Source organism: Flavicella marina (assembly GCF_009193215.1).
Taxonomy (GTDB): Bacteria; Bacteroidota; Bacteroidia; order Flavobacteriales; family Flavobacteriaceae; genus Flavicella; species Flavicella marina.
Map to the genome: position 1 here is coordinate 85,488 of NZ_VYVA01000005.1, position 21,641 is coordinate 107,128.

Below are 21,641 nucleotides of genomic sequence, written 5' to 3' on the forward strand. Positions count from 1 at the left end.
GTTGGCAACAAGGGCTATAATTAATACGGGTTTTGATGCTTAACCCAAAGTTTTGGTATATTTACTAAGTCCGCCAAATCTTTTGATTTGGCTTTAATAAAGAAAAGATAAAACAAAATAAAAAAATTTGGCTAAGTGATTAATCGGAAATTCATTACTTTTAATTCCCGTACTAACCATAGCCGAGACGTTGTGCATAATGCTTAGAAAAAACAAAAGAGCTGTTTTCAGCCAATATTCAAAACAGAGTACAAAATGAACTTTGCAACACCATTGCATTGAAAAGTTTTTATATTTGTGACAATGAAATTTATTACAATCATATTATCTTTAACAATACTTGTTTTGTCAATCAAACCTTGTCCTGATGGAAATAATTCTGAAGACCAACACCAAAACGAAACAAGTACTGAACATAATCATCAAAATGATAGCGATGATACATGTCCGATAACTTGTATTTGTAATTGTTGTGGTATAGCAGTAACATATCAACCACTTCAATCTTTCGAATTAGGTATTAACAACTCAATTTCTACAAAAATAATATCTGTTTATCAATCAATATACAGATTTGATTATCATTCCAATATTTGGCAACCGCCACAATTGATAAGCTAATTTAGTGACGAAAACGTCAAAAAAAATTAGTTAATCAGTTTTACATTTTCAATGAATAAATACATATTGAGCACAATGCTCACAATTATAATGTGCTTTTTTACCAAAGCACAAACATCTGATATACAAATAAAAGTAGTTTCAGAGTCCGAAAACGAAACGCTATTTGGAGCAACAGTATATTTTGAGGAATTAGAAAAAGGAGCAGTATCCGATTTTGATGGAATTGCAACTTTTAAAGAAATTCCAAACGGAGAACATATTGTAATAATTTCATTTTTAGGTTTTGAAACCTTAAAAACCACTATTCTAATCCCGAATAATTCAGATTTAATTTTCAAGTTGAAAAGTGGAGGAAACGAATTAGACGAAGTTGTATTGCAATCTTCAAGAAGTACAAGAACGGTTAAAAAAACACCAACGAGAATTGAATTTATTGGTGCTGAAGAATTGGAGGAAAAAGCCATCATGAACCCAACCAATATTTCAATGGTACTGCGTGAAAGTACAGGAATTCAAATGCAACAAACCTCTTTAAGTAGCGGAAACACAAATATTAGAATTCAAGGACTCGATGGACGTTACACACAACTTTTAAGAGATGGATTTCCCCTTTACGGAGGTTTTTCAAGTGGTTTGAGTATATTACAAATTCCACCTTTGGACTTGCAACAGTTTGAAATTATTAAAGGAAGTTCTTCAACATTATATGGTGGAGGAGCAATTGCGGGTTTAGTAAATATGGTTTCAAAAACACCAGATGAAGAACCAGCTTTTGATATTATGTTAACGCAAACTCAAGCATTAGGTAGTACAACAAATGTGTTTTATAGCAAACGAAATGAAAAGTTTGGTGTTTCACTTTATGCATCTGGTCATTATCAAAAAGTATACGACCCAGAAAATGATGATTTTAGTAATTTACCAAAAACAAAGTCTATTTCATTCAATCCAAAATTATTCTATTATCCTTCAGCAAAAACAACTTTTTGGTTTGGTTTAAACGGAACTTATGATGACAGAATAGGTGGAGATGTAACAAAAATTGAAAACGGAGAGAATGGAATTCATCAATATACAGAAGAAAATATCTCAAAAAGATTGAGCAGTCAAGCTGTATACAAAACTAAAATTGACTCGACAAGTTCACTAAATATTAAAAATAGTGTTTCTTTTTTTGATAGAAATCTAACTGTTCCAGATTTTATTTTTGATGGTAAACAAATCAACACATTTACAGAAGTAGCATATCAAAAGGCGACATCAGAAGTTGATTGGATTTTTGGAGCAAACTTATATACTTCAAACTTTGATGAGAATGATAATGCAATTTTACAACGTGATCAAAAAGACATCACTTTTGGAATATTTGCAAACAATATTTATGACCTTTCAGAAAAATGGATTTTGGAGACTGGATTTAGAACAGATTACAATACAGATTATGGACTTTTTCCACTTCCAAGAGTTTCATTATTGTATAAAAACAAGAATGGATTTTCAAGCAGAATCGGTGGAGGTTTAGGCTACAAAATACCTGATATTTTTACGGAAGAAGCAGAATTAATCAATTTTAAAAATGTACTTGGCATTGATAAATCTACAATTAAAGCAGAAACTTCTTTTGGTATAAACCTTGATTTTAATTATCAAACACATTTATTTGAAACTATTGGGTTTTCAGTTAACCAACTTTTTTACGTCACTGCAATTAACAACGGATTATTATTGAACAGTACAAATAATGGTTTGTTTGCATTTGAAAATGCAACTGACGAAATTTTAAGTAAAGGAGCAGAAACAAACATAAAGTTTACCTATAAAGAATTTAGATGGTTTTTAAACTATGCGTTTATTGATACCAAGCTAAATTATTTATCAGGTAATCCACAAAAACCGTTAACAGCAAAGCATAACGCAGGAAGTGTTCTAATGTACGAATCTGAAAAATGGAGAATTGGTTATGAAACATTTTATACTGGAAAGCAATTTTTATCAAGCGGAACTGAAACAACAGATTTTGTAACAATGGGATTATTGCTAATGCGTAACTTCAAATTCGGAAGTGCTTTTATAAATTTTGAAAATTTTACAGACAAGCGACAGAGCAAATTTTCGCCTTTAGTTCTGCCACCACACGAAAATCCAGAATTTCCCGAAATATATGCACCAACCGATGGTTTTATATTCAGCGTAGGAATAATAATTAAACCATTTGGAAACGAAGACCACGATTAATTATGCAAACAATTGAAGAATTATTAGAATCTAAAAATATTCGTGTAACAGCAATGCGTTTGCTAATTTACAAGTTCCTTGCTGAAAAAGATGTCGCAGTTACTTTAAGTGATATAGAGAATGCTTTTGAAAAAGCAGATAGAACGACGTTGTACAGAACCGTCAAAACATTTGAGGAAAAAGATATTGTGCATCAAATTGACGATGGTACAGGAATTACAAAATATGCTTTGTGTGAAAAGGGTTGTAATTGCGAAATTGAAACCGATTTGCATTTGCATTTTCATTGTAATAACTGTAAAGAAACTGTTTGTTTGACAGAACATAAAATCCCTCAAATAAAAGTACCTGATGGATTTGTTTCAGAAAATGTAAACTTGGTAGTAAAAGGAATTTGTGATAAATGTAGTGGTCAGTAATTGCACTTCCATTGCATTGATAATTAGAGCACTTTTATTTCAATTTAGAAACTATGTTATTATTTGCTTATCTGATATTATATTTTTTATTGGTATTTGTATTAAGGTCCATTTTGCATTGGAAAAAAACAGGAATAAATCCGCTTACGTTTAAAAAGACAGATAATGCTCACGATTATAATGGTAAAGTTTTTACATTTATCACAATCTTTGAGCTTATTGTTGCCGGAATCTATGCTTTTAAAAATGAGTGGTACGAATATTTACTTCCTTTTTGGTATTTAGGAAATCCTATTTTACAAAAGATTGGCTGGACTCTTTTGATTATATCATTAATTGTTGTTTGGATTTCTCAAAGCCAAATGGCGGCTTCTTGGCGAATTGGAATTGATGAATACAACAAAACTAAATTAGTAACTAATGGAGTGTTTTCAATATCAAGAAACCCAATATTTTTGGGAATAATGATTGCCAATATTGGTTTGTTCTTTGTAATTCCCAATGCATTTACTTTGCTCATAATCTCTTTATCTACTTTAAGTGTGAATACACAAATAAGATTAGAGGAAGAGTTTTTAAAACGTGAATTTGGAAATGAATATATACAATACGCGGAAAAAGTGAGAAGATGGATTTAAGCTAAAGACTCAGAATTGCCAACACTCAAAGCCATACACATTTCCAGTCGCATCATCAGTGCTCCGCCAAAACTGTAAAAAAGTATGACATTGCCAACGCTCACTTTTGAACTCAACTCAAACATCAAAACTAAACAATATAATAAGCACTATTCACAACACCGTATATAAAAACGTTGTGTGCAACCTGAAAAACTAAATGAATAACGAACAAATTGCAATACGAACTGCTTATTTTAGTATAATTGGAAATACCTGTTTAGCCTTGATTAAAGGACTTGCAGGATTTTTTGGCAATTCATATGCTCTCATTGCAGACGCAATAGAATCAACGGCCGATATTTTCTCTTCTCTACTTGTTCTATTTGGTTTAAAGTACGCAAAGCGACCAGCAGACGAAAACCATCCATATGGACACGGAAAAATTGAACCGTTAATAACTTTTCTAGTAGTCGCTTTTCTTGTAACGTCAGCAACTATTATTGCCTACGAAAGCATTCAAAATATTCAAACACCTCATAAAATTCCTAAATCTTGGACTTTGATAGTACTTGGTGCAATTATTATATGGAAAGAAGTGTCCTTTAGAATAGTAATAAAAAAAAGTAAAGAGACTAATAGCTCTTCACTTAAAGCAGATGCTTGGCATCATAGAAGTGATTCAATAACTTCTGTAATGGCATTTATAGGAATTACTATCGCCTTAATTTTTGGTAAAGGCTATGAAACAGCTGATGATTGGGCAGCTTTATTTGCTTCTGCTTTTATTCTTTACAATAGCTATTTGATTTTCAGACCAGCTTTAGGAGAAATTATGGATGAACATTTGTATGATGACTTATTAGAAAAAATCCGAGAAGAATCTATAAAAGTTAAAGGTGTTATTGGAACAGAAAAATGTTTTATACGAAAAGCAGGAATGAAATACCACGTTGACTTACACGTAATAGTTGATGGAGATATTTCTGTTAAAAAAGGACACGATATTTCACATAAATTAAAAGACCATTTAAGAAAAGAAATACCGAATTTAGAACACGTTCTAATTCATATTGAACCGAATGAATAAAAAAAGGCAGCACACAACACCGTATATAAAAACGTTCAATTTATAATTTCTTCATAAAAACCTTTCGTAAAAACCACGAAACAAAAAAACTAACAACAGCTCCAATGCTAGCCATGACAATTGTAAATACAATATCGTGATAGCTAATATTGAATACTGCAGAGAATAGAGTTCCTCCAAAAATTCCAGATTTTATATGTAGGTTTCCCATGCTATTTAATTTTGTCCATCAACAACCGCTTGACTAACCGCTGTTGCTACAGTGCCCGCAACCGCTAAATAACCAGCTGCAGTTATGATGGCCGCAGGAAGCGCAATAGGTGCAGCCAAAATAGCCCTACTAGCAGCGGCTAGCGCAATACCTAAATTTCTCAACTTTCTAAAAAAGGAAGGAGTTCGTTTCTTGTATCGATCTTGTAATTTCATTAGTTCTAAGATTTAATAATAAGTTGTACGTTTTCTTTTCTTTCAAACGCCTGGTAACACAAAGCAACCAATTTCTCAAGCTGAGGTTTACTGTAAAGCCCCTTTGCAACACCTGACAAATAACCCACAGGTGCCAAACAACCTTTGAGTTCTTTTTGCGCATCATTTGCTGTGTGCAGTAAAATTAGATTTCTGTCTTTTACACCACTTACCAATAAATGGTTTTGAAATTTCTTCGAATACCGTGGTTTCAAAGTGTAAGTACCTTCTGGGATACAGGATATAAATCGTTTGTTGTCCAAGAAAGGTAGTTCAATTACAAAACAGAAAAATCTATTTTTATAGAAGAGAACACCATGCGTGCCCTCTTCTAAATAAGTTCTATGCAAGACAAGATCCATCTTAAGCTTTTTCAGCATGGGCCACAGCCATGGCGTTATATGCACCATTTTTCAATGGATACATTTCTCCATTAACTTCCTGGAAAAACTCGATACTAACAACCTGTACAATTGGAAACAGTGAATTCGAGTTCGTTGAGGTTGTAATTTCAATATTTGCGGTTTCGACAGAGTCATACGCTACGATTCCAGTTTCATCTACCTCGGAAGTAAAAACATCATTCTCAAAATCCAATTCAGCGGTACACAATGAAATTCGATAGTGCGTTGTTCCAGAAGGTCCAGCAATGGAAGTAGTCGGAACAAATTTTGAAATGTTTAATTTCCCATCGCCACTTACACGATCAAAGCTTGTTGTGTAAGAAGCAAACAAGGTCGAAGCCAATTTTGCATTGATGTTAAATTCAAAATTCTTCAAAAGACTCACAACACCATCTTGTACCGTTCGTAGGCCTCGTGCATTGGTTGTGTCAGATTTAACAATTTTAAGCAATGCAGCGGTCAATCTTCCCACAAGTCTTTTATCTTTCGCTCTTTGCAAAAGCGTTCGAATAGCAATTCGTAATAGTTTCCCTGCTTTTCCAGCTCTTCCGAATTCAGAATTGTTCTCTCGCGTTCTCTGAAACGCAGGATCATTTGCAATTCTTGAAGCTTCAATTCCACCTTTTCCTCTTGCTAGGTGTCCGTCAGTTGTTTTGTAAAAGGCAATATCTCCGATAGTTCCTTTTAATTTGATAATACCTGTTTGTTTAGCCATGATAAAAAATTTTAAAGTTTCAACAAAACACCGTATTTTTAATAGGAAACAAAAAAACAGACTGATAAATTGATCGTTATAAATCATTTATAACGAAAAGTTATATTTAAGCCATACCAAAGTCATAGGAAACTTATAAAAATGATTAGAACTGTAAGAATTTGTATATACCCAAAAGACATCCAATGCATCACTGGAAGAAGTGAAAGTTTTGGGCGCAAGCTAATACGCCAAATAAAAAAACATTTCGACAAAAAACCACATCAATTTATTACTGCACAAGAATTCTCTGATTACTCAGGTATTGATATGAATTCTATACACGAGTATCTTCAAAACGCATCATAAATTATATATCAAAATACGCCTGAATAGTAAGAGGTGTTATCCTTATTTACATTGAATTTGAACTGTTTTACTAGTGTTTGATGTCTTGTTTTTGTATCTTTGTAAAAGACTGAAAGTCAAATCAATACAATTTATTTGAATTTAGAGGTTCACAAATCGGTCAACATAAAATTTACAGTGTATAAAAGCCCAGTTTTAATAGGGGAGTAGAGCTTAGGTTCGAATCCTTCTGCGCTCACAGAAACCCTTGTAATCTTTGATTATGAGGGTTTTTTGTTTTTCTAGGTGGTTACTTTTGTTCGTTATATTTGTTGATTTTTTGATATTATAATTGAAAGTTTGTTTCTTTTTATGTTTAGATAAAAGAACATCAGCATATGCTTTTAACTAGGTACTTGTAGAGAAAAGGCGATTCCGCTTAAAACAAGAAACATAACTCCTATTGCAATTTTTTTTACGTTAGCGCAATTATTGTGAACATGCAAAGTATTCTTTTTATTTTTGAAGTTAATACAAAACCTAAAAAAAAGAATATGAAAAAATTAAATTTATGTATTGCAATAATCTGTTTTGCATCTAACCTCACAATAGCACAGTCTCAAGACTCTATCGAAGAAAACTTGCAACGCACGAGAGATTATTATAACAGCCTAATTAACAACAAAAATGATGTACAGGTTGCTCAGTTAAATATGTTTTTTACAATTATGCCAAAAGGTGCAGATTTACATCATCACTACACAGGAACTATTTATGCAGAAACTTTTTTGGATTGGGTCCAAGAAAAGAACTGGAGAATTAATAAAACCAATCTCAAAATTGTAAAAGAAACAGACTCAACAAACACGAATCTTATCACTGTCGAGGAGTTAATAAAGAACAGCGAGTTATATAGGAAATTATTGACATTATGGTCTGATAAAGATTACGACAATCATTATCACAATCAACCACCACCTGATCAAAATTTCTTTAACACCTTTGGGTATTTTGGAACGGTTTCTGACCAATTCATGAGTAAAGGATTGCAAATAATTAAACAGCGTGCTGTCAATGAAAATGTGCAATACATCGAGACAATGCTGAGTTCTGTTGGAGTATCTAGTAAATCTTATCCGAATCGTTCTGATGTGATTTCTAGATTGAGAAAAGTCAAGTCTCAAAAAGAAGCAGATATAATATTTGAAGAGATAAGTAAAAATCTAAAAAAAGATAAGTCATTCAATTCCGAAATCAAGCAATTTGTAAAAAACGCCAAAACTGTTCATAATGGAATTGACGATAAAGGGTTTACAATGCGTTTTCAAAGTTATGCTGCGAGAGTGCAAGATCCTTTAGAGGTTTATGTAGACTTGCTTGCTGCTTTTAAAGCGTCAGATAAGTCTAAGCTAATAGTTGGTGTAAATATTGTAGCACCAGAAAACAATACGACTGCATTACTTGATTATACACTTCATATGCAAATGTTTAATTATTTATCTAGAAAATATCCTAAAACGAATAGAGCTTTGCATGCTGGAGAGCTAACATTAGGTATGGTAAGACCTAAAAATCTAGATTTTCATATTCACCAAGCAATTGACATTGCACATGCAGAAAGAATCGGTCATGGAATTGATGTTGTATATGAAAACAATTCGATTGCTCTTTTAGAGAAAATAAAAAAGAACGCGGTAGTTGAAATCAACTTAACAAGTAATGAATTTATTTTGGGAGTAAAAGGGAATGCGCACCCTTATACTGTTTACGCAAGTTATGGAGTTCCTATGGTGATTTCAACGGACGACTCTGGCGTGTCAAGAAATAATTTAACGAATGAATACATGTTATTAGCGAGTCGTTATAAACCTTCATATGATGAAATTAAAAAATACACCTACAATGCAATTAAATATTCGTTTCTAAGTGATAAAGAAAAGGAGGCGAATATTAAAATTCTAGATCAGAAATATAAAGAATTTGAGACCCAAATAGCAGTGTTAAGCTCGAGTGTAAACTAATTAAAAGATAAACAGCTCTGTTCGTACTTTATGGTGGTTTGAATAGATAAAATAAAATGTTTTTTTTGTAAAAGTGCTATTAGCCATCTCAGAAATGAGATGGCTTTTTTATGTTAAAAAAAATGTACAACATACAACTTCAAGTAAGACTCTGTTACTTTTGTTTCTCATTTTGTAGAGTGAAATATATATTACACTTTAAGAAAACGAAATTCTTAAAAGGAGTTCATAATTTAAAATGCTCTAAGTAGTCAACTGTGATATTAGTGGGTTTCAAGAATATTTCTATCCATTTCACTTAAGTTTTTTATGAGTAATTTGTTATAGTAATTAATTTTAAGAGCAAATACAATCCGTTTGACTTTTTATAAAGACTACGTGTTATGTTAGATAAAATTCTTTATAAGGTAAAATAAACGATGTTGGTGCAATTTTTAATGGTCAAGAATTGCATGAGAAACAGCTAGTGAAACTTGAGGGGTGGGTCAAGAAAGCAGAATACATATGCGGTCATAATATTGTTGCGCATGATATACCTTTGTTAAGAAAAGTTTTAGGTTCTGAAATTTTCCAAGACAAAAGAATAATCGATACACTTCTGTGGTCTCCGATTATTTTTAATGACAATCCATATCATAAACTAGTAAAAGGTTATAAGATTGTGAATGACAGTGATGTAAACAACCCACTTTCTGACTGTAAGCTAACAAAGCAATTATTAATAGACGAACTAAATAGATTTAATGAACTAGATAGAGATAGTCAGCAGGTCTATGCCAATCTTTTAGGGAGTAATTCGGCGTATTCAGGTTTCTTAGATTTATTAAATTTCAGAACGGAAGCTTTAGATATCTATAAAACAATAAACAGTCTCTTAAATAATAGAAATTGTGAAAACACCAATATTTATAAGATATTGAAAGATTACCCAGTAGAACTAGCCTACGCGTATGCTTTGATAAGTGCTAAAGAAGAAAAATCTGAATTGGCATATTGGATCGCACATACATTTCCAAAAACAACTCAAATTGTTAATGATCTAAGGTTTAAACATTGCAATGAGTCAACTTGTAATTATTGTAATTCGAATCTGAATCCCAAAAAAGCTTTGCAAAAGTATTTTGGTTATGAGGATTTTAGAAGTTTTGATCCTAATGAAGAGATTAGCCTTCAAGAAAAAACAGTAAGCGCAGGACTAACAAATGATTCGTTTGTAGCGGTATTTCCTACAGGTGGAGGTAAGTCGCTTACATTTCAGCTTCCAGCATTAATGAAAGGTTCTTTGTCTCGTCAACTTACAGTTGTTATTTCGCCTTTGGTATCGTTGATGAAAGATCAAGTTGAAAATCTTGAAAACAGATTCGATATTACGAAAGCGGTTGCCATAAATGGTTTGTTGTCACCATTAGAAAGACAGGATGCTATTGAAAGAGTTGAAAATGGTGATATCCAATTGTTGTACTTATCTCCTGAGTCTTTGAGATCTCCTACCATATTAAGAATATTAAAACAACGCTCCATAGCTCGATTTGTGATTGACGAAGCGCATTGTTTTTCATCATGGGGACAAGATTTTAGAGTAGATTATTTATACATAGGCGAATTTATAAAAAGCTTAGAAGAAGGGATGCTGTATCGAAAGATACCAGTTTCCTGTTTTACAGCTACGGCAAAACCTCAAGTTATTCTTGATATAAAAGAATATTTCAAAACAAAATTAGATGTAGAATTAGATGAATTTGTTACCAGGGCAAGTAGAACAAATTTAAAATATGAAGTAATTGATATCAAAGACCCTGCTCATAAAATGGGGACGCTACTGAAACTTCTAGACCGTTGTGAAAAACCTGCAATTATTTATGCCTCTAGAACAAAGAGAGTTGAAGAAATTCATGAGTTATTGGAGAAATCTGGTTTCAACTCAACTTATTTCCATGGAAAATTAGACAAAGATGTCAAAAAGGATTATATGGATGCTTTTATGAATAACCAAAAGGAGATTATTGTAGCAACCTCCGCTTTTGGTATGGGTGTAGATAAGGATGATGTAAAGTCGGTGATTCATTATAATATTTCAGATTCTTTAGAAAACTATGTGCAAGAAGCCGGTAGGGCTGGTCGCGATGAGAACATCCAAGCAAAATGTTACATTTTATTTAATGAAGATGATCTTAACAAACATTTCAGTTTATTGCAACAAACTAAAATTAATCAAAAAGAGATTCAACAAATTTGGCAGGGACTTAAGTATTTATCGAAATATAGAAAGAACAATAAAATCAGTAACTCTGCTTTAGAAATTGCACAAAAAGCAGGCTGGGATACCGAAATGCAAGAGCTCGAAACGAAAGTGAAAACTTCCATTGCGGCATTAGAGGATCAGGGCTTTTTAAAACGAAGGCAAAATTCACCAAGTGTTTTTGCCGATAGTTTGATGGTACCAAATTTAAACAAGGCACTTGAAAAAATCCATGAATCTAAAATATTAACAGAAATAGAGATTCAAAACTGTTCTCGTGTTCTACAGCGTATCGTAAAAGACAAAGAGTGCCGTATTGATTATTTGGCTGACACAACTGGATTAAAGTTGAATGAAATCAGAGATGTGATTGATGTTTTAAGAGAGCTTAAAATACTTGGGGACTCAAAAGACCTCACCGCTTTTATCAATACAACACAATCCTCAAATGGTTCAAAAAAAATATTAGAACGATATAGAAATATTGAAATAGCATTACAAGAATGTTTAACAAATAGTATTAAAATATCCATGCGTCAACTGAATCAAAATTTGATTGATATGGGGATTGAAAAATCTTCTGTTGATGCCATTAAAAATATTTTGAATTATTGGGAAATTAGAAACTTCATTCAAAAATCACGTATTGATAGAGAGAATGATTTGTATCAAATTAAAATAAAATACAGTGAAGAAATAAAAGGCGATATTGCTTGGAGACATGATTTGTCTATTGATGTGTATGAACTGTTGGAGAAATTTCAGTTGGAACAAAAAGAAAAGCAGGTATCTAAAGAGAAAATAGACTTGCCTGTTTCTTTTTCAATGCTTGAGTTAAAGGAATCCAATCATTTATTTGGTCAGCTCAAAGAAGAAGATATCAAACGCTATGAAAAAACACTTCTCTTCTTAAATCAAATAAAATCTATCAAATTAGAAGGTGGTTTTATGGTTTCCTATAATAGGTTAAACATAGAGGAAATAGATGATTCTATTCCTAGGTTTACGAAAGGGAATTTCGAGAAAATGGGTGACCATTATGATCATAAAACCCAGCAAATTCATATTGTGGGTGAATATGCTAAAAAAAGAATTCAAAATTATGAATCGGCACTTATGTATGTAAATGACTACTTCAGTTTGCCCTACGAAGAGTTTTTAACAAAATATTTCCCTCGCAGAAAGACTGAAATTGGGACTCCGTTAACGCCGAAACGACTAAAAGAAATCATAGGCGACTTAGATACGGATCAAATTAAAATAGTGACTGATGGAAAATCTAATAATATATTGGTTTTGGCGGGACCTGGTAGTGGAAAAACAAAAGTGCTAGTACATAAAATTGCTAGTTTGTTGTTGCTAGAAGACATAAAACCTGAACAGTTTCTAATGCTTACCTTTTCTAAAGCGGCCTCATTAGAGTTCAGGTCAAGAACTAGAAATTTGGTTCCTGAATATGCTGGTTTGATTAAGATAACAACTTTCCATGGATTTTGTTTTCAATTATTAGGTCAATTGGGCGATTTAGCAAAATCTCAAAATGTAATCAAAGATTGTTTAGAGTCAATCAAAAATGAAGATATTGATATTTCATCAATAACAAATAAAAGTGTCTTGCTCTTAGATGAGTTTCAAGATGTAAATAAAGAAGAATGGGAGCTCATTCAATTGATTATTCAGAAATCTGGGAATATAAGAGTTATAGCAGTTGGTGATGACGACCAAAATATATATGGATTCCGTGGTGCTTCTAATCAAAACATGTTAGAGTTTAAACAGAAGTACGATGCAACCCAATATGCATTGGTCAAAAATTACCGTAGTGCTTCAAATATTGTAGAATTTAATAATGAATTACTATCCACCATTCCAAACAGATTAAAACAGGAGGTATTAGAACCTGCAAGCAAAATAGAATCATCCAAAATACAACTCATAAAATACAGTAGTTCCTATCTAGAAAAATCCTTAGTGGACAATTTCATAAAAGACAATCATTCTGGCACAAGAGCAATATTGGTGAGAACAAACAAACAGGCGCTATTACTAAGTACATTTTTAAGAGATGCAGGTCAGAGGACAAAACTTATTACTGGTTTAGAAGGGTTTAGATTGAGTGATTTACTGGAGCTAAGAACATTTACAGATGCACTTAAAGAATTTAAAAATGATGCAGGCATAATTTTTAATGAGGAATGGATAGAGGCAAAAAGAACTTTTAAAAACCTGCATGTCAACAGTCCTCACTTTGATACCTGTGTAGCGATTATCTTAAAATTTGAGGCAAATTACGAAAAGCAAAAACAGCTTGTAGATTGGTACGAATACATTCGTGAAATAAAAATGGAGGATGCCATCAATGCGGATGCAAATGCCATTATCATTGCAACGATGCACAAAGCAAAAGGGAAAGAGTTCGACCATGTTTATTTATTGCTAGAGGATTATGTTTTTAATGATACAGAGTCAAAACGTGTACTATACGTAGGCTGTTCAAGAGCTAAAAAAACATTGCAAATTCATTCCAACGCTGGTTTTTTTGACAACTTTGGAACTGATATATTAGAAGTTAAAAATTTCAAGGGAACAACAAGGCAGCCTAATCATTTTGAAATAATCTTAGGGCATAAAGACATCTATTTAGCATCACAAAAATACAACACCACGGCAGCAGCAATCAATACGTTAGTTTCTGGTGAGCTGTTAAAAAGGGATACTGTTCAGTTTTCGAGCAATGCCGCTTTAGGATTAGCAAAAATGAATGCGAGAAATGTCCTTATTTTTTCGAAGGCTTTTTTCACAACCAAATACAATACATTTTTAAAGGATGGGTATAAACTTTCTAATGGTAATGTTGAATACCTAGTCTATTGGTATGATGCTGCAGAGGGCAAAGAATATAAAATAGTATTACCTAAGTTGAAGTTTGAGAAGGTATTGGAATAATTAGTTTTGTGACAGTTGTCCTAACCACTGAAAATCGTTTATCAAAATGCCATTTTTAGATGAATGCTCATACCGTATATCCATTGGGGTTAGTTCTAAACTAAAAGAATAAAGATCGTTCTGCTTCTAGATTATAATCCAGAAAAGCGGCTATAAAATTTATAGTCGCTTTTTTATGAATAGTGTATATTTAGTACAATGCGATCTTTCTTTTTACGATCCCCTTTGATGTTTTTATTTGAAGTATATAGATTCCTTGTGAGATGTTCTGGACTTCAATTTCACTTGGTGTTGTGTTGAAACGATCATTTTTAATAATAGTACCTGTTGTTGAAATCAATTGTATTTCAGAGATAGATACTTCTTCCGGGTTTAAGAAAATTATTTTCCTTGATTTGTTTTCGTAATAAAAAGAAAAGTCAAAGTTTTCAAGATCCACAACGCCAGCTGTGTCATCGGTGTTTGTATCTTTGAAGCCAATGGTGAATCTATCCGTATAGGTTCCTGCAGGCAATTCTATCGATACCGGAGTTTCAGAAAGTTTATAACACAAGTGAGTTATTTCGTCAGTTAAATAAACTTCTCTTTCTAAATTTCTATGCTCGTCTAATAGTATTTTCACTTTTTTAGTTTCGTCTAACGTAAGGGTTATTGGAAAAGTTAATGCATCATGAATCTCTTCGATACCAGCAATGGAGTATTTGTTGTTGCTATTTGCAAACTGCCAATATGCATCTGTAGGTTGTACATCAAAAGCATAACTGTCATATCCGTAATCCAATTCAAATGAGTGTCTTTTATCAAATGAAATACCTATTTGCCTATGGATATTTATATTGGACTCGTTGTCATATTCAAAACCAATTTTCAAGTAAGTTGGGATTTCAGTTTTACTATAACCTGGAGTTTCAGTTTTCGAACCTTTTTTACCTGATTTTAAGAATTTTGAATCACCACCATTGATAGATTGGTATTTTCTTTGTGAATTTTCAAACTTAATAGTCCCTGCTTCTTTTGCACCGATATAAAATGCTTGACCAACAGCTATATATCTACCAGGTTCGTTATAGTCTTCAATATCTCCTAGTCCATCAACTCCAGAAGTTGGTGTTTGAGGAGCTACACCCATGTTCATGTTTCTCGTAGAATAACCACCTTTGTATCCTTTGATATTATGTCCTTCTGTTGTTCCTTCACCTTTTTTTACTTCACCAGTGTGTTCCCAGAAATACAAGGTACCTCCGTTAATGATGTCTGCATTGTCCGATAAAAACTCGTAAGAGTCTAGAGCAGAAGGGTATGGGTTCCCAATAAGACTGTTGGTATCTTGGTCGACATCTATTTCGATGGTTCCATCGTTTGGTTTTCCAACGAAAGTGAAATTTTGTGGACTCCTACCGGTACTTTTCATGGTAAAACCTTCACCACGGTTTAAGATACCACTGTCTTTCTTATGCTGCCAATCAGCACTAGAAGAACCGTTTACATACGACCATATCCAGTAGTTTGCAATCGTAATAGGGTCAGTTATTGCCCCATCGTAGCTTTCTGTGTATTCGACAAAGTTAATATCTTTTGGTGTTGAGGTAGCTGTAGTTGGTGAGGTACCATCTTTCATTACTGCACCTACTCTAAAAGTTGATTTTTGTGTTTCCACTACAGGTGAAGACCAATAGTGGTATCTGTACACATTTGAAACTGTTGCTTTTTGATCACGATAAACTTTACCGTTTCCTTCTACATTGGTTTCTAATGGATGCGTTTGTACGAGTTGTGCATCTCCAATCATTCTGATATTTCCTTGTAAAATAAAATCCTCATCGAATTCAAGATATTTATCGGTATCTATTGTTAATTCGGAACCTTCTTTTACCCAAACACATTCAACAATAGCATTTTGTTCTAATAAGGCATGGTTGTATGATGTTTCTGAGTCGATTACCATTACTTTATCTTTGTCAGCAACGTTTGTGCTGGCAGAACCATCAGCAGCACTTCCTCCAGACCAACTTTCTGAATCACCATTCCAAAAGATACCATTTACCTCTGCATATGTGAAATATTTGGTTCCATTAAAATCGTAATTGGTACTATATTGTTGAGAGCCATTAATAGTTTTTTCTGTAAGAGGAGCGTAATGTACATTTATCAAAAAATCTTTATCGTCTGCAATCTTCAGAACTTTTTGAGTGTATCCAGTATTTAGTAAATTGTCGATTGTAGATTTGTCAACTGCAATTTCCACGTTCACAACTGAACCCGATTCTACAATTTTCCAAGTTCTATCTAAATGTTTTTCTGGAGCGCAAACAAGTACTTCAGTAGTAGTAGTAGCAAGACTTCCGTTATCATTACCCCAAACTAAAAAATCTTTATTGTTGTCGAAATTATTTGGGTTGTTCAAATTGGTAGTTGCTATAGCTTCTAAACCAATGGTTATGATGGCATCAGAGTTAATTGATTTTGATTGTCTTTGCTTTAAGTTTTTTGAGTCGTCTCGACCAATACCAGCAACGTCGTTGTGAAATGCACTGTTATTGCTATAATTCCAAGTTTTAGTGTTTCCTGCTAAAGTATAATCACCATCAATTATTCCACTAGAACTGTTGGAACTGCTTAGTGTAAAACCATATTTTATCGCTAAATATGATTCTATCTCTTGTCGTTTAGTGCCGTCATGTCTTTCGCTAAAAACCATGATTTCTGCTATGTTTCCGTCTATAACTCTAGTGGATGCTTGACCTGCCTTGTCTTTTCCAACCGTATAATTATCGTTGTTGTTAAACGTGTTTTCTGCTGTGAAGATGTTTGATATCAACTCATAGGTATCAGGTCTGTCATGTTCGAGAATCGTTACCGAAGCACCATTTACATATCCTGCACCGTTATATACAACTTGGTTGGCCCATTGATCACTATAAAATTTAGTGTCATCAGAGTGTCCATGCCCCATACTACCATATTCAGAGTTGAATGCAGAAGTACTCGCTTCTGTAGAAGTATCGTTGTATACATAATATACGGTTGCTGGATTTAAGTTTCCTGAATAAGTTAGGTAATCGTTATCTGATGGGATAAAAGTTACAACAGGGTTGAAATTTAGGTTGTTTGCAGTAATGGTATTGTCAGGTGTACCTGCTCCTGTAAAATCAGCTTCTGAGTCAGATTGATCTTCCCATAGCGTAACGTCATTTCCTCCGTTGACACCAATGTCTGCACGTAGCCATAATGTGTTTCCAACCACTGCGGGGTCAACATTGTCGATCACGTCATCTCGATAATCTACATCTTGTGTGTCAACATCAGAGTCTAAATCGGGAAGGTCTGTAGAGGGATTTGTTATTTCGTTATTGACTACAAAACCATCGTTTGAATTACTTCCTTCAAAGTTGTCGTCTAAACCGTCTCCATCTGTATCAATACCGCTTACAGTGTTGTCTGAATCACCGTTTTCTTCGATGTCTAGTGTTCCATCGTTGTCTGAATCCGTATCTAGAAAATCGTAAATACTGTCATTGGTACTATCTGTATTGATAAGTGTTAAATAGGTTCCTCCTTGTGGTGTTTCATAATTATCGTCTAAACCATTGTTGTTGTCGTCAGTAATAGAAGAACCAACACCACTAGGTGTGATGTAACCAAGTGTTGTTTGTGCCTCTACATTGTCAGGAATTCCATCATTATCAGAGTCAATATCTAATGAGTTAATTATCCCATCGTTATCTGAATCTGCTGAGTCACTACAACTAGATATTTCAACAATTTCAATTCTACCATAATCCACTCTTTCTGTCATTCTGATTTCTATGTAGCGAGCATCAACTTCTTTGATGATATAGTCTAATATTACAACTTCAGAGTTTTTAATGGTATTTGTATTTGCAAGTTGAGTATTGTTAATATCAGTATTGGCTGTAGCACTTGTTGATTGCGAAATGCTTATCTCTTTGTATGAGGCTAAACCTGTGGCCCAAAGGTGAATTCTTATTGAAGAGTTTATTGGGAAGTTGTTTCCTAGGTCATAAACGATATATTCATCAACCCCATTTAAAATGGTTCCATTGTCATTTGCAATAGTACCATCTAATGATTGGGTATTGTTTGATGTTCCGTTAAAATTATCTACAACAATAGTAGGATTTGAACCAAAACATTCTAATTCATCAACATCTAGTATTCCATCGTTATCATCATCGATGTCAATTGAGTCGACAACTCCGTCGCTATCTGTGTCAACACCATTCGAAACATCTCTATAATCAAGATCTCCGCTTGCTGTGTTTACATCAGAATCCTCATCATTGAACACATTGATAAAGCTAGCATCATAAATACCGTTTACATCTGTATAAGTATCTCCAGATTCAACAGAATCTAGACTGTCAGCCAGTCCGTTGGTTCCAACTACGCCATCGTAGTCACCATCATTTCCATCATCTGTCAATCCAACACCAGATTCTACAATATCAAACAAAGTGTCGTTATCTGAATCTAAATCAATATAATCTGCTTCATCGGTTCCATCTGTGTTTTCAGGTACTAGGCCATCGTTATACGCTAGATCAATCCCGAAAATACTATAGTTTCCTGATGGGACTATATAGTTTTGTGTATTTTGGGCTTCAATATTGTCAGGAATTCCGTCATTGTCTGCATCTAAATCAAGGTAGTTAGGCAATGTGTCTTCATCGCTGTTAAGAGGCGTTAGTCCCGAACCGTATACTAGATCGATACCCGTTGCACTGTAGTCTCCTGAAGGAGCAATATAGGTGCTCGTATTTTGAGCTTCTATGTTATCTAATATTCCATCATTATCAGAGTCTAGGTCTCTAAAGTCAAAAACCGTATCACCATCTGTATTTGCTGGAATACAAAATGATAAATCTCCGATAGCTATGTCTTGTGTTCCACTTGGGTCTGTTGTATCTGTATTGCTAAATTTCAAGATAAGTTTTGTTGTCCAAACAGGTAAGTTGTTGAAAGTAATGTTTCCGGTATTAGAATTACTTGCAGCAGCACTTGTTCCTTCAAAAACATTTCCTGGAGCTACAGATTTAGCATTGGTGCTTCCTAATGTATAATCTCCAGATGCCATGGTATACAAATCTCCTTTGTAATCAATAATTGTTATTTCAATATTGTCTTTAGAATTTGTATTTTGATCAATGTCGTAAAGGATAAAGCTAAGATTGTAGACAGGTGTATCAAAAGAGAAGGTGTGGGTAGATGAACCGTTTTGAACAGCTGCCTGAGACAAAGAATAAGTGCTTATGGTGTTTAAAAAGTCGTTGATTTTAAAATCACCGTCAGTACTAATGTTTGAGTATTTGGATAAAGTAATACCAATATTGTCTATCGATTTAACGTTATCAGTTTCGATAGGGTCATCTCCTGAATCAACAGAAGTTGATCCGTTTGTATATTCAGTAGTCCAAATAAAATTAGAATTACTTCCTGAACAAGTACCGAATTCGGTAATATCAGTAATACCATCGTTATCATCGTCTAAATCAGTTGTGTCATTTACATTGTCATCATCATTGTCGTTGTTGATAATATTATCTCTATAATCAACATCACCCCCCGCGAGTACATCCTCATCTGAATCCGGAAAATTATCGGTTTGCGTATTGTCAAAATTACCATTAGGGTCTGAATAGTTATCGTTGTTTTGATAGTTAGAATCAAGTCCATTCATACCAAAAAGATTAGATAAAGTAATTCCAGCTTCTTCTGTGTCTGTAAACCCGTCGTTGTCAGAGTCTAAATCTAAATAATCCACGGCATCTGAAGAATTGTCTGTGTTTACCGGAGTAAGTCCTCCAGAATATGCTGTGTCAAGACCTGTTGCGTCGTATGCACCATTTGGAGCAATGTACCCCACGGTTGTTTGCGCTTCTATATTATCCGGAATACCATCGTTGTCTGAGTCAAGATCTTGATAGTTTGGAATACCATCACCATCTGTATCAATATGACCAATATATGCATCGGTATAAGTAGAGTTACAACTAAAATCTAGCATGGTTTCACGGAAATTTGAACTTGCTGTACCGGCAATGTTCGAAATAAAACCAAACCTTACTTTGTATTGTGTGTTTTTTGAGTGGACAGTGGTGTAGTTTACTTCTGGGTTGTCTGGAGATACTCCACCAAATTCAGTCCCACCAGCTGTACCAATAAACCAGTCACCCTCTCTTTCAAAAGAAAGTTGGGTGTCACCATTATAAAGATAAATAGACGGATTCAAAGACCAAGACTGCTCGTTATAGTTGTTGTTACCATCAATATCGTTAAAACTAGCATTGAAATCATTTAGTTGGTATGAGTTATTTGTTCCCGAAACAACAAAATCAAATGTGTATTCGACATAAGCTTGTGTCCCGATACCAGTGATGTTAAATTGAGTATTTGCAACAATAGAACTGTTGTATTGATTGTCGTTGTCTAATTTTGTAAGTGTTAAATTCTCTATTGCAGAAATGGTTACCAAAGCATCGACACCAGACAATACATTTGAGAATCTAAATACATCACCAAGATCAAAATTTCCATCAACACTTCCCGATTCTTGAATTGCTCCAGAGAATGATAATTCTTCAATACCTTCGCAAGAAAGGATTGCTTCGTTTGTATAGTTTTGTTCTACAGTGTCTAATATTCCATCATTATCGTCATCAACATCAATGCTGTCTGGAATACCATCACCATCGTTATCATCATTGGCAATTACTTCTCCATCAATAGAAATATTATCAATGTAAAAGTATTCGTCATTGTAGCTTATATTACTTCTAAATCTAATTCTTGTTTCACTTCCTCCAGCGACAGGTAAGGCTTTAGTATAAGAACCTGTATTCTCCTCTTGTCCCGGACTCATTACAATATTTCCACTAGATGCGGTGTTTCCTTGAAAGGTGTCAAGCAGAAGCCAAGTAGCTCCATTGTTTTCAGAATATTCTATGTAAACAAAATCTGTGTTTTCCATCAAACCTGCTCCTCTATAATCAAAAGAGAATTCCGCAGTCTCATAACCAGACAAGTCCACGTTTCGAATAATACTTGCCGCATCAGTGCCACTTGTAGCACCAGTCATTAATAATTCTGATCCTACAATTGAAATTTTACCACTTGCAGAATTAGTATCGTCATCGTTCTCGGTCCAATTGTCAGACCAACCTGTTCCTGAAGTATAATTATTTGAACTCCAATTTTCAGTAGCAATTGTAGTTTGACCCAATACATTGAAGCAATTGCTTATGAATAAAGTAAGGATTATATATGCGGATTTATTTGCCATCGTAAAACTAAATTTTAGCATAAAATTTATTATTTTAGGAAAAACAATTGGATTGTTTTAGGGGTATCCGTTTAATGAGCCGACAAAAATATTCAATAAATGGCTTTTATAGACTGTTCCAATGTTAAAATATATGTATAAGATACGTTTATAAACATATGTTGATTGATGGCATCCCTTTGGTGCGTTTTGATATGAAATTTACCGAGTTTCTATAGTTAAAATAAAAGAAATATTAC

At 33.7% G+C, this 21,641-nt stretch carries 13 protein-coding genes; 8 read left to right on the top strand and 5 right to left on the bottom strand.

Annotated features, from left to right (window positions below; all coding sequences use genetic code 11):
• Positions 1 to 303 precede the first annotated feature (303 nt).
• From F6P99_RS11100 to F6P99_RS11120, 5 genes are all read left to right on the top strand, one after another.
• Positions 304 to 621, top strand: coding sequence for a DUF6660 family protein (locus tag F6P99_RS11100; protein ID WP_152287561.1), 318 nt, complete (start codon positions 304 to 306; stop codon positions 619 to 621).
• A 75-nt stretch (positions 622 to 696) separates the two neighbouring features.
• Positions 697 to 2,859 carry a TonB-dependent receptor gene (locus tag F6P99_RS11105; protein WP_226913062.1) on the top strand — a complete coding sequence of 721 codons (2,163 nt, stop codon included), beginning with the start codon at positions 697 to 699 and terminating at the stop codon, positions 2,857 to 2,859.
• Positions 2,860 to 2,861: 2 nt separating this feature from the next.
• A complete protein-coding gene (locus tag F6P99_RS11110; protein ID WP_152287563.1) occupies positions 2,862 to 3,278 on the top strand; it encodes a Fur family transcriptional regulator in 417 nt (138 codons plus the stop codon).
• Between the two features lie 113 nt (positions 3,279 to 3,391).
• Positions 3,392 to 3,916 (top strand): methyltransferase family protein, encoded by a 525-nt coding sequence (locus F6P99_RS11115; protein WP_226913063.1) that lies wholly within the window; start codon positions 3,392 to 3,394, stop codon positions 3,914 to 3,916.
• A gap of 199 nt (positions 3,917 to 4,115) precedes the next feature.
• The gene (locus F6P99_RS11120; RefSeq protein ID WP_152287565.1) at positions 4,116 to 4,985 is read left to right on the top strand and encodes a cation diffusion facilitator family transporter; all 870 of its coding nucleotides are present in this window, start codon (positions 4,116 to 4,118) and stop codon (positions 4,983 to 4,985) included.
• A 40-nt stretch (positions 4,986 to 5,025) separates the two neighbouring features.
• Here the strand turns inward: F6P99_RS11120 and F6P99_RS13430 are convergent, their stop codons facing one another.
• From F6P99_RS13430 to F6P99_RS11135, 4 genes are read right to left on the bottom strand one after another with little or no spacing between them, the layout of a single operon-like run.
• Positions 5,026 to 5,196 (bottom strand): hypothetical protein, encoded by a 171-nt coding sequence (locus F6P99_RS13430; protein WP_193316065.1) that lies wholly within the window; start codon positions 5,194 to 5,196, stop codon positions 5,026 to 5,028.
• Between the two features lie 5 nt (positions 5,197 to 5,201).
• Complete coding sequence (locus tag F6P99_RS11125; RefSeq protein WP_152287566.1) at positions 5,202 to 5,411, bottom strand: hypothetical protein; 210 nt, start codon at positions 5,409 to 5,411, stop codon at positions 5,202 to 5,204.
• Between the two features lie 5 nt (positions 5,412 to 5,416).
• Complete coding sequence (locus F6P99_RS11130) at positions 5,417 to 5,812, bottom strand: DUF5675 family protein (RefSeq protein ID WP_152287567.1); 396 nt, start codon at positions 5,810 to 5,812, stop codon at positions 5,417 to 5,419.
• A gap of 1 nt (position 5,813) precedes the next feature.
• Positions 5,814 to 6,569 (bottom strand): hypothetical protein, encoded by a 756-nt coding sequence (locus F6P99_RS11135; protein WP_152287568.1) that lies wholly within the window; start codon positions 6,567 to 6,569, stop codon positions 5,814 to 5,816.
• 141 nt (positions 6,570 to 6,710) lie between these two features.
• Here F6P99_RS11135 and F6P99_RS11140 point away from each other — a divergent pair, with 141 nt between their 5' ends.
• The 3 genes from F6P99_RS11140 to F6P99_RS11150 all read left to right on the top strand — a co-directional run bounded on the left by F6P99_RS11140 (position 6,711) and on the right by F6P99_RS11150 (position 14,102).
• The gene (locus tag F6P99_RS11140; protein WP_317162586.1) at positions 6,711 to 6,917 is read left to right on the top strand and encodes a hypothetical protein; all 207 of its coding nucleotides are present in this window, start codon (positions 6,711 to 6,713) and stop codon (positions 6,915 to 6,917) included.
• 533 nt (positions 6,918 to 7,450) lie between these two features.
• Positions 7,451 to 8,917 (top strand): amidohydrolase family protein, encoded by a 1,467-nt coding sequence (locus F6P99_RS11145; protein ID WP_152287569.1) that lies wholly within the window; start codon positions 7,451 to 7,453, stop codon positions 8,915 to 8,917.
• Between the two features lie 466 nt (positions 8,918 to 9,383).
• Positions 9,384 to 14,102, top strand: coding sequence for a RecQ family ATP-dependent DNA helicase (locus F6P99_RS11150; RefSeq protein WP_226913064.1), 4,719 nt, complete (start codon positions 9,384 to 9,386; stop codon positions 14,100 to 14,102).
• Between the two features lie 190 nt (positions 14,103 to 14,292).
• Here F6P99_RS11150 and F6P99_RS11155 read toward each other — a convergent pair whose 3' ends face one another.
• Positions 14,293 to 21,423: a T9SS type A sorting domain-containing protein gene (locus F6P99_RS11155; protein ID WP_152287571.1), complete on the bottom strand. Its 7,131-nt coding sequence runs from the start codon at positions 21,421 to 21,423 to the stop codon at positions 14,293 to 14,295.
• Positions 21,424 to 21,641 lie beyond the last annotated feature (218 nt).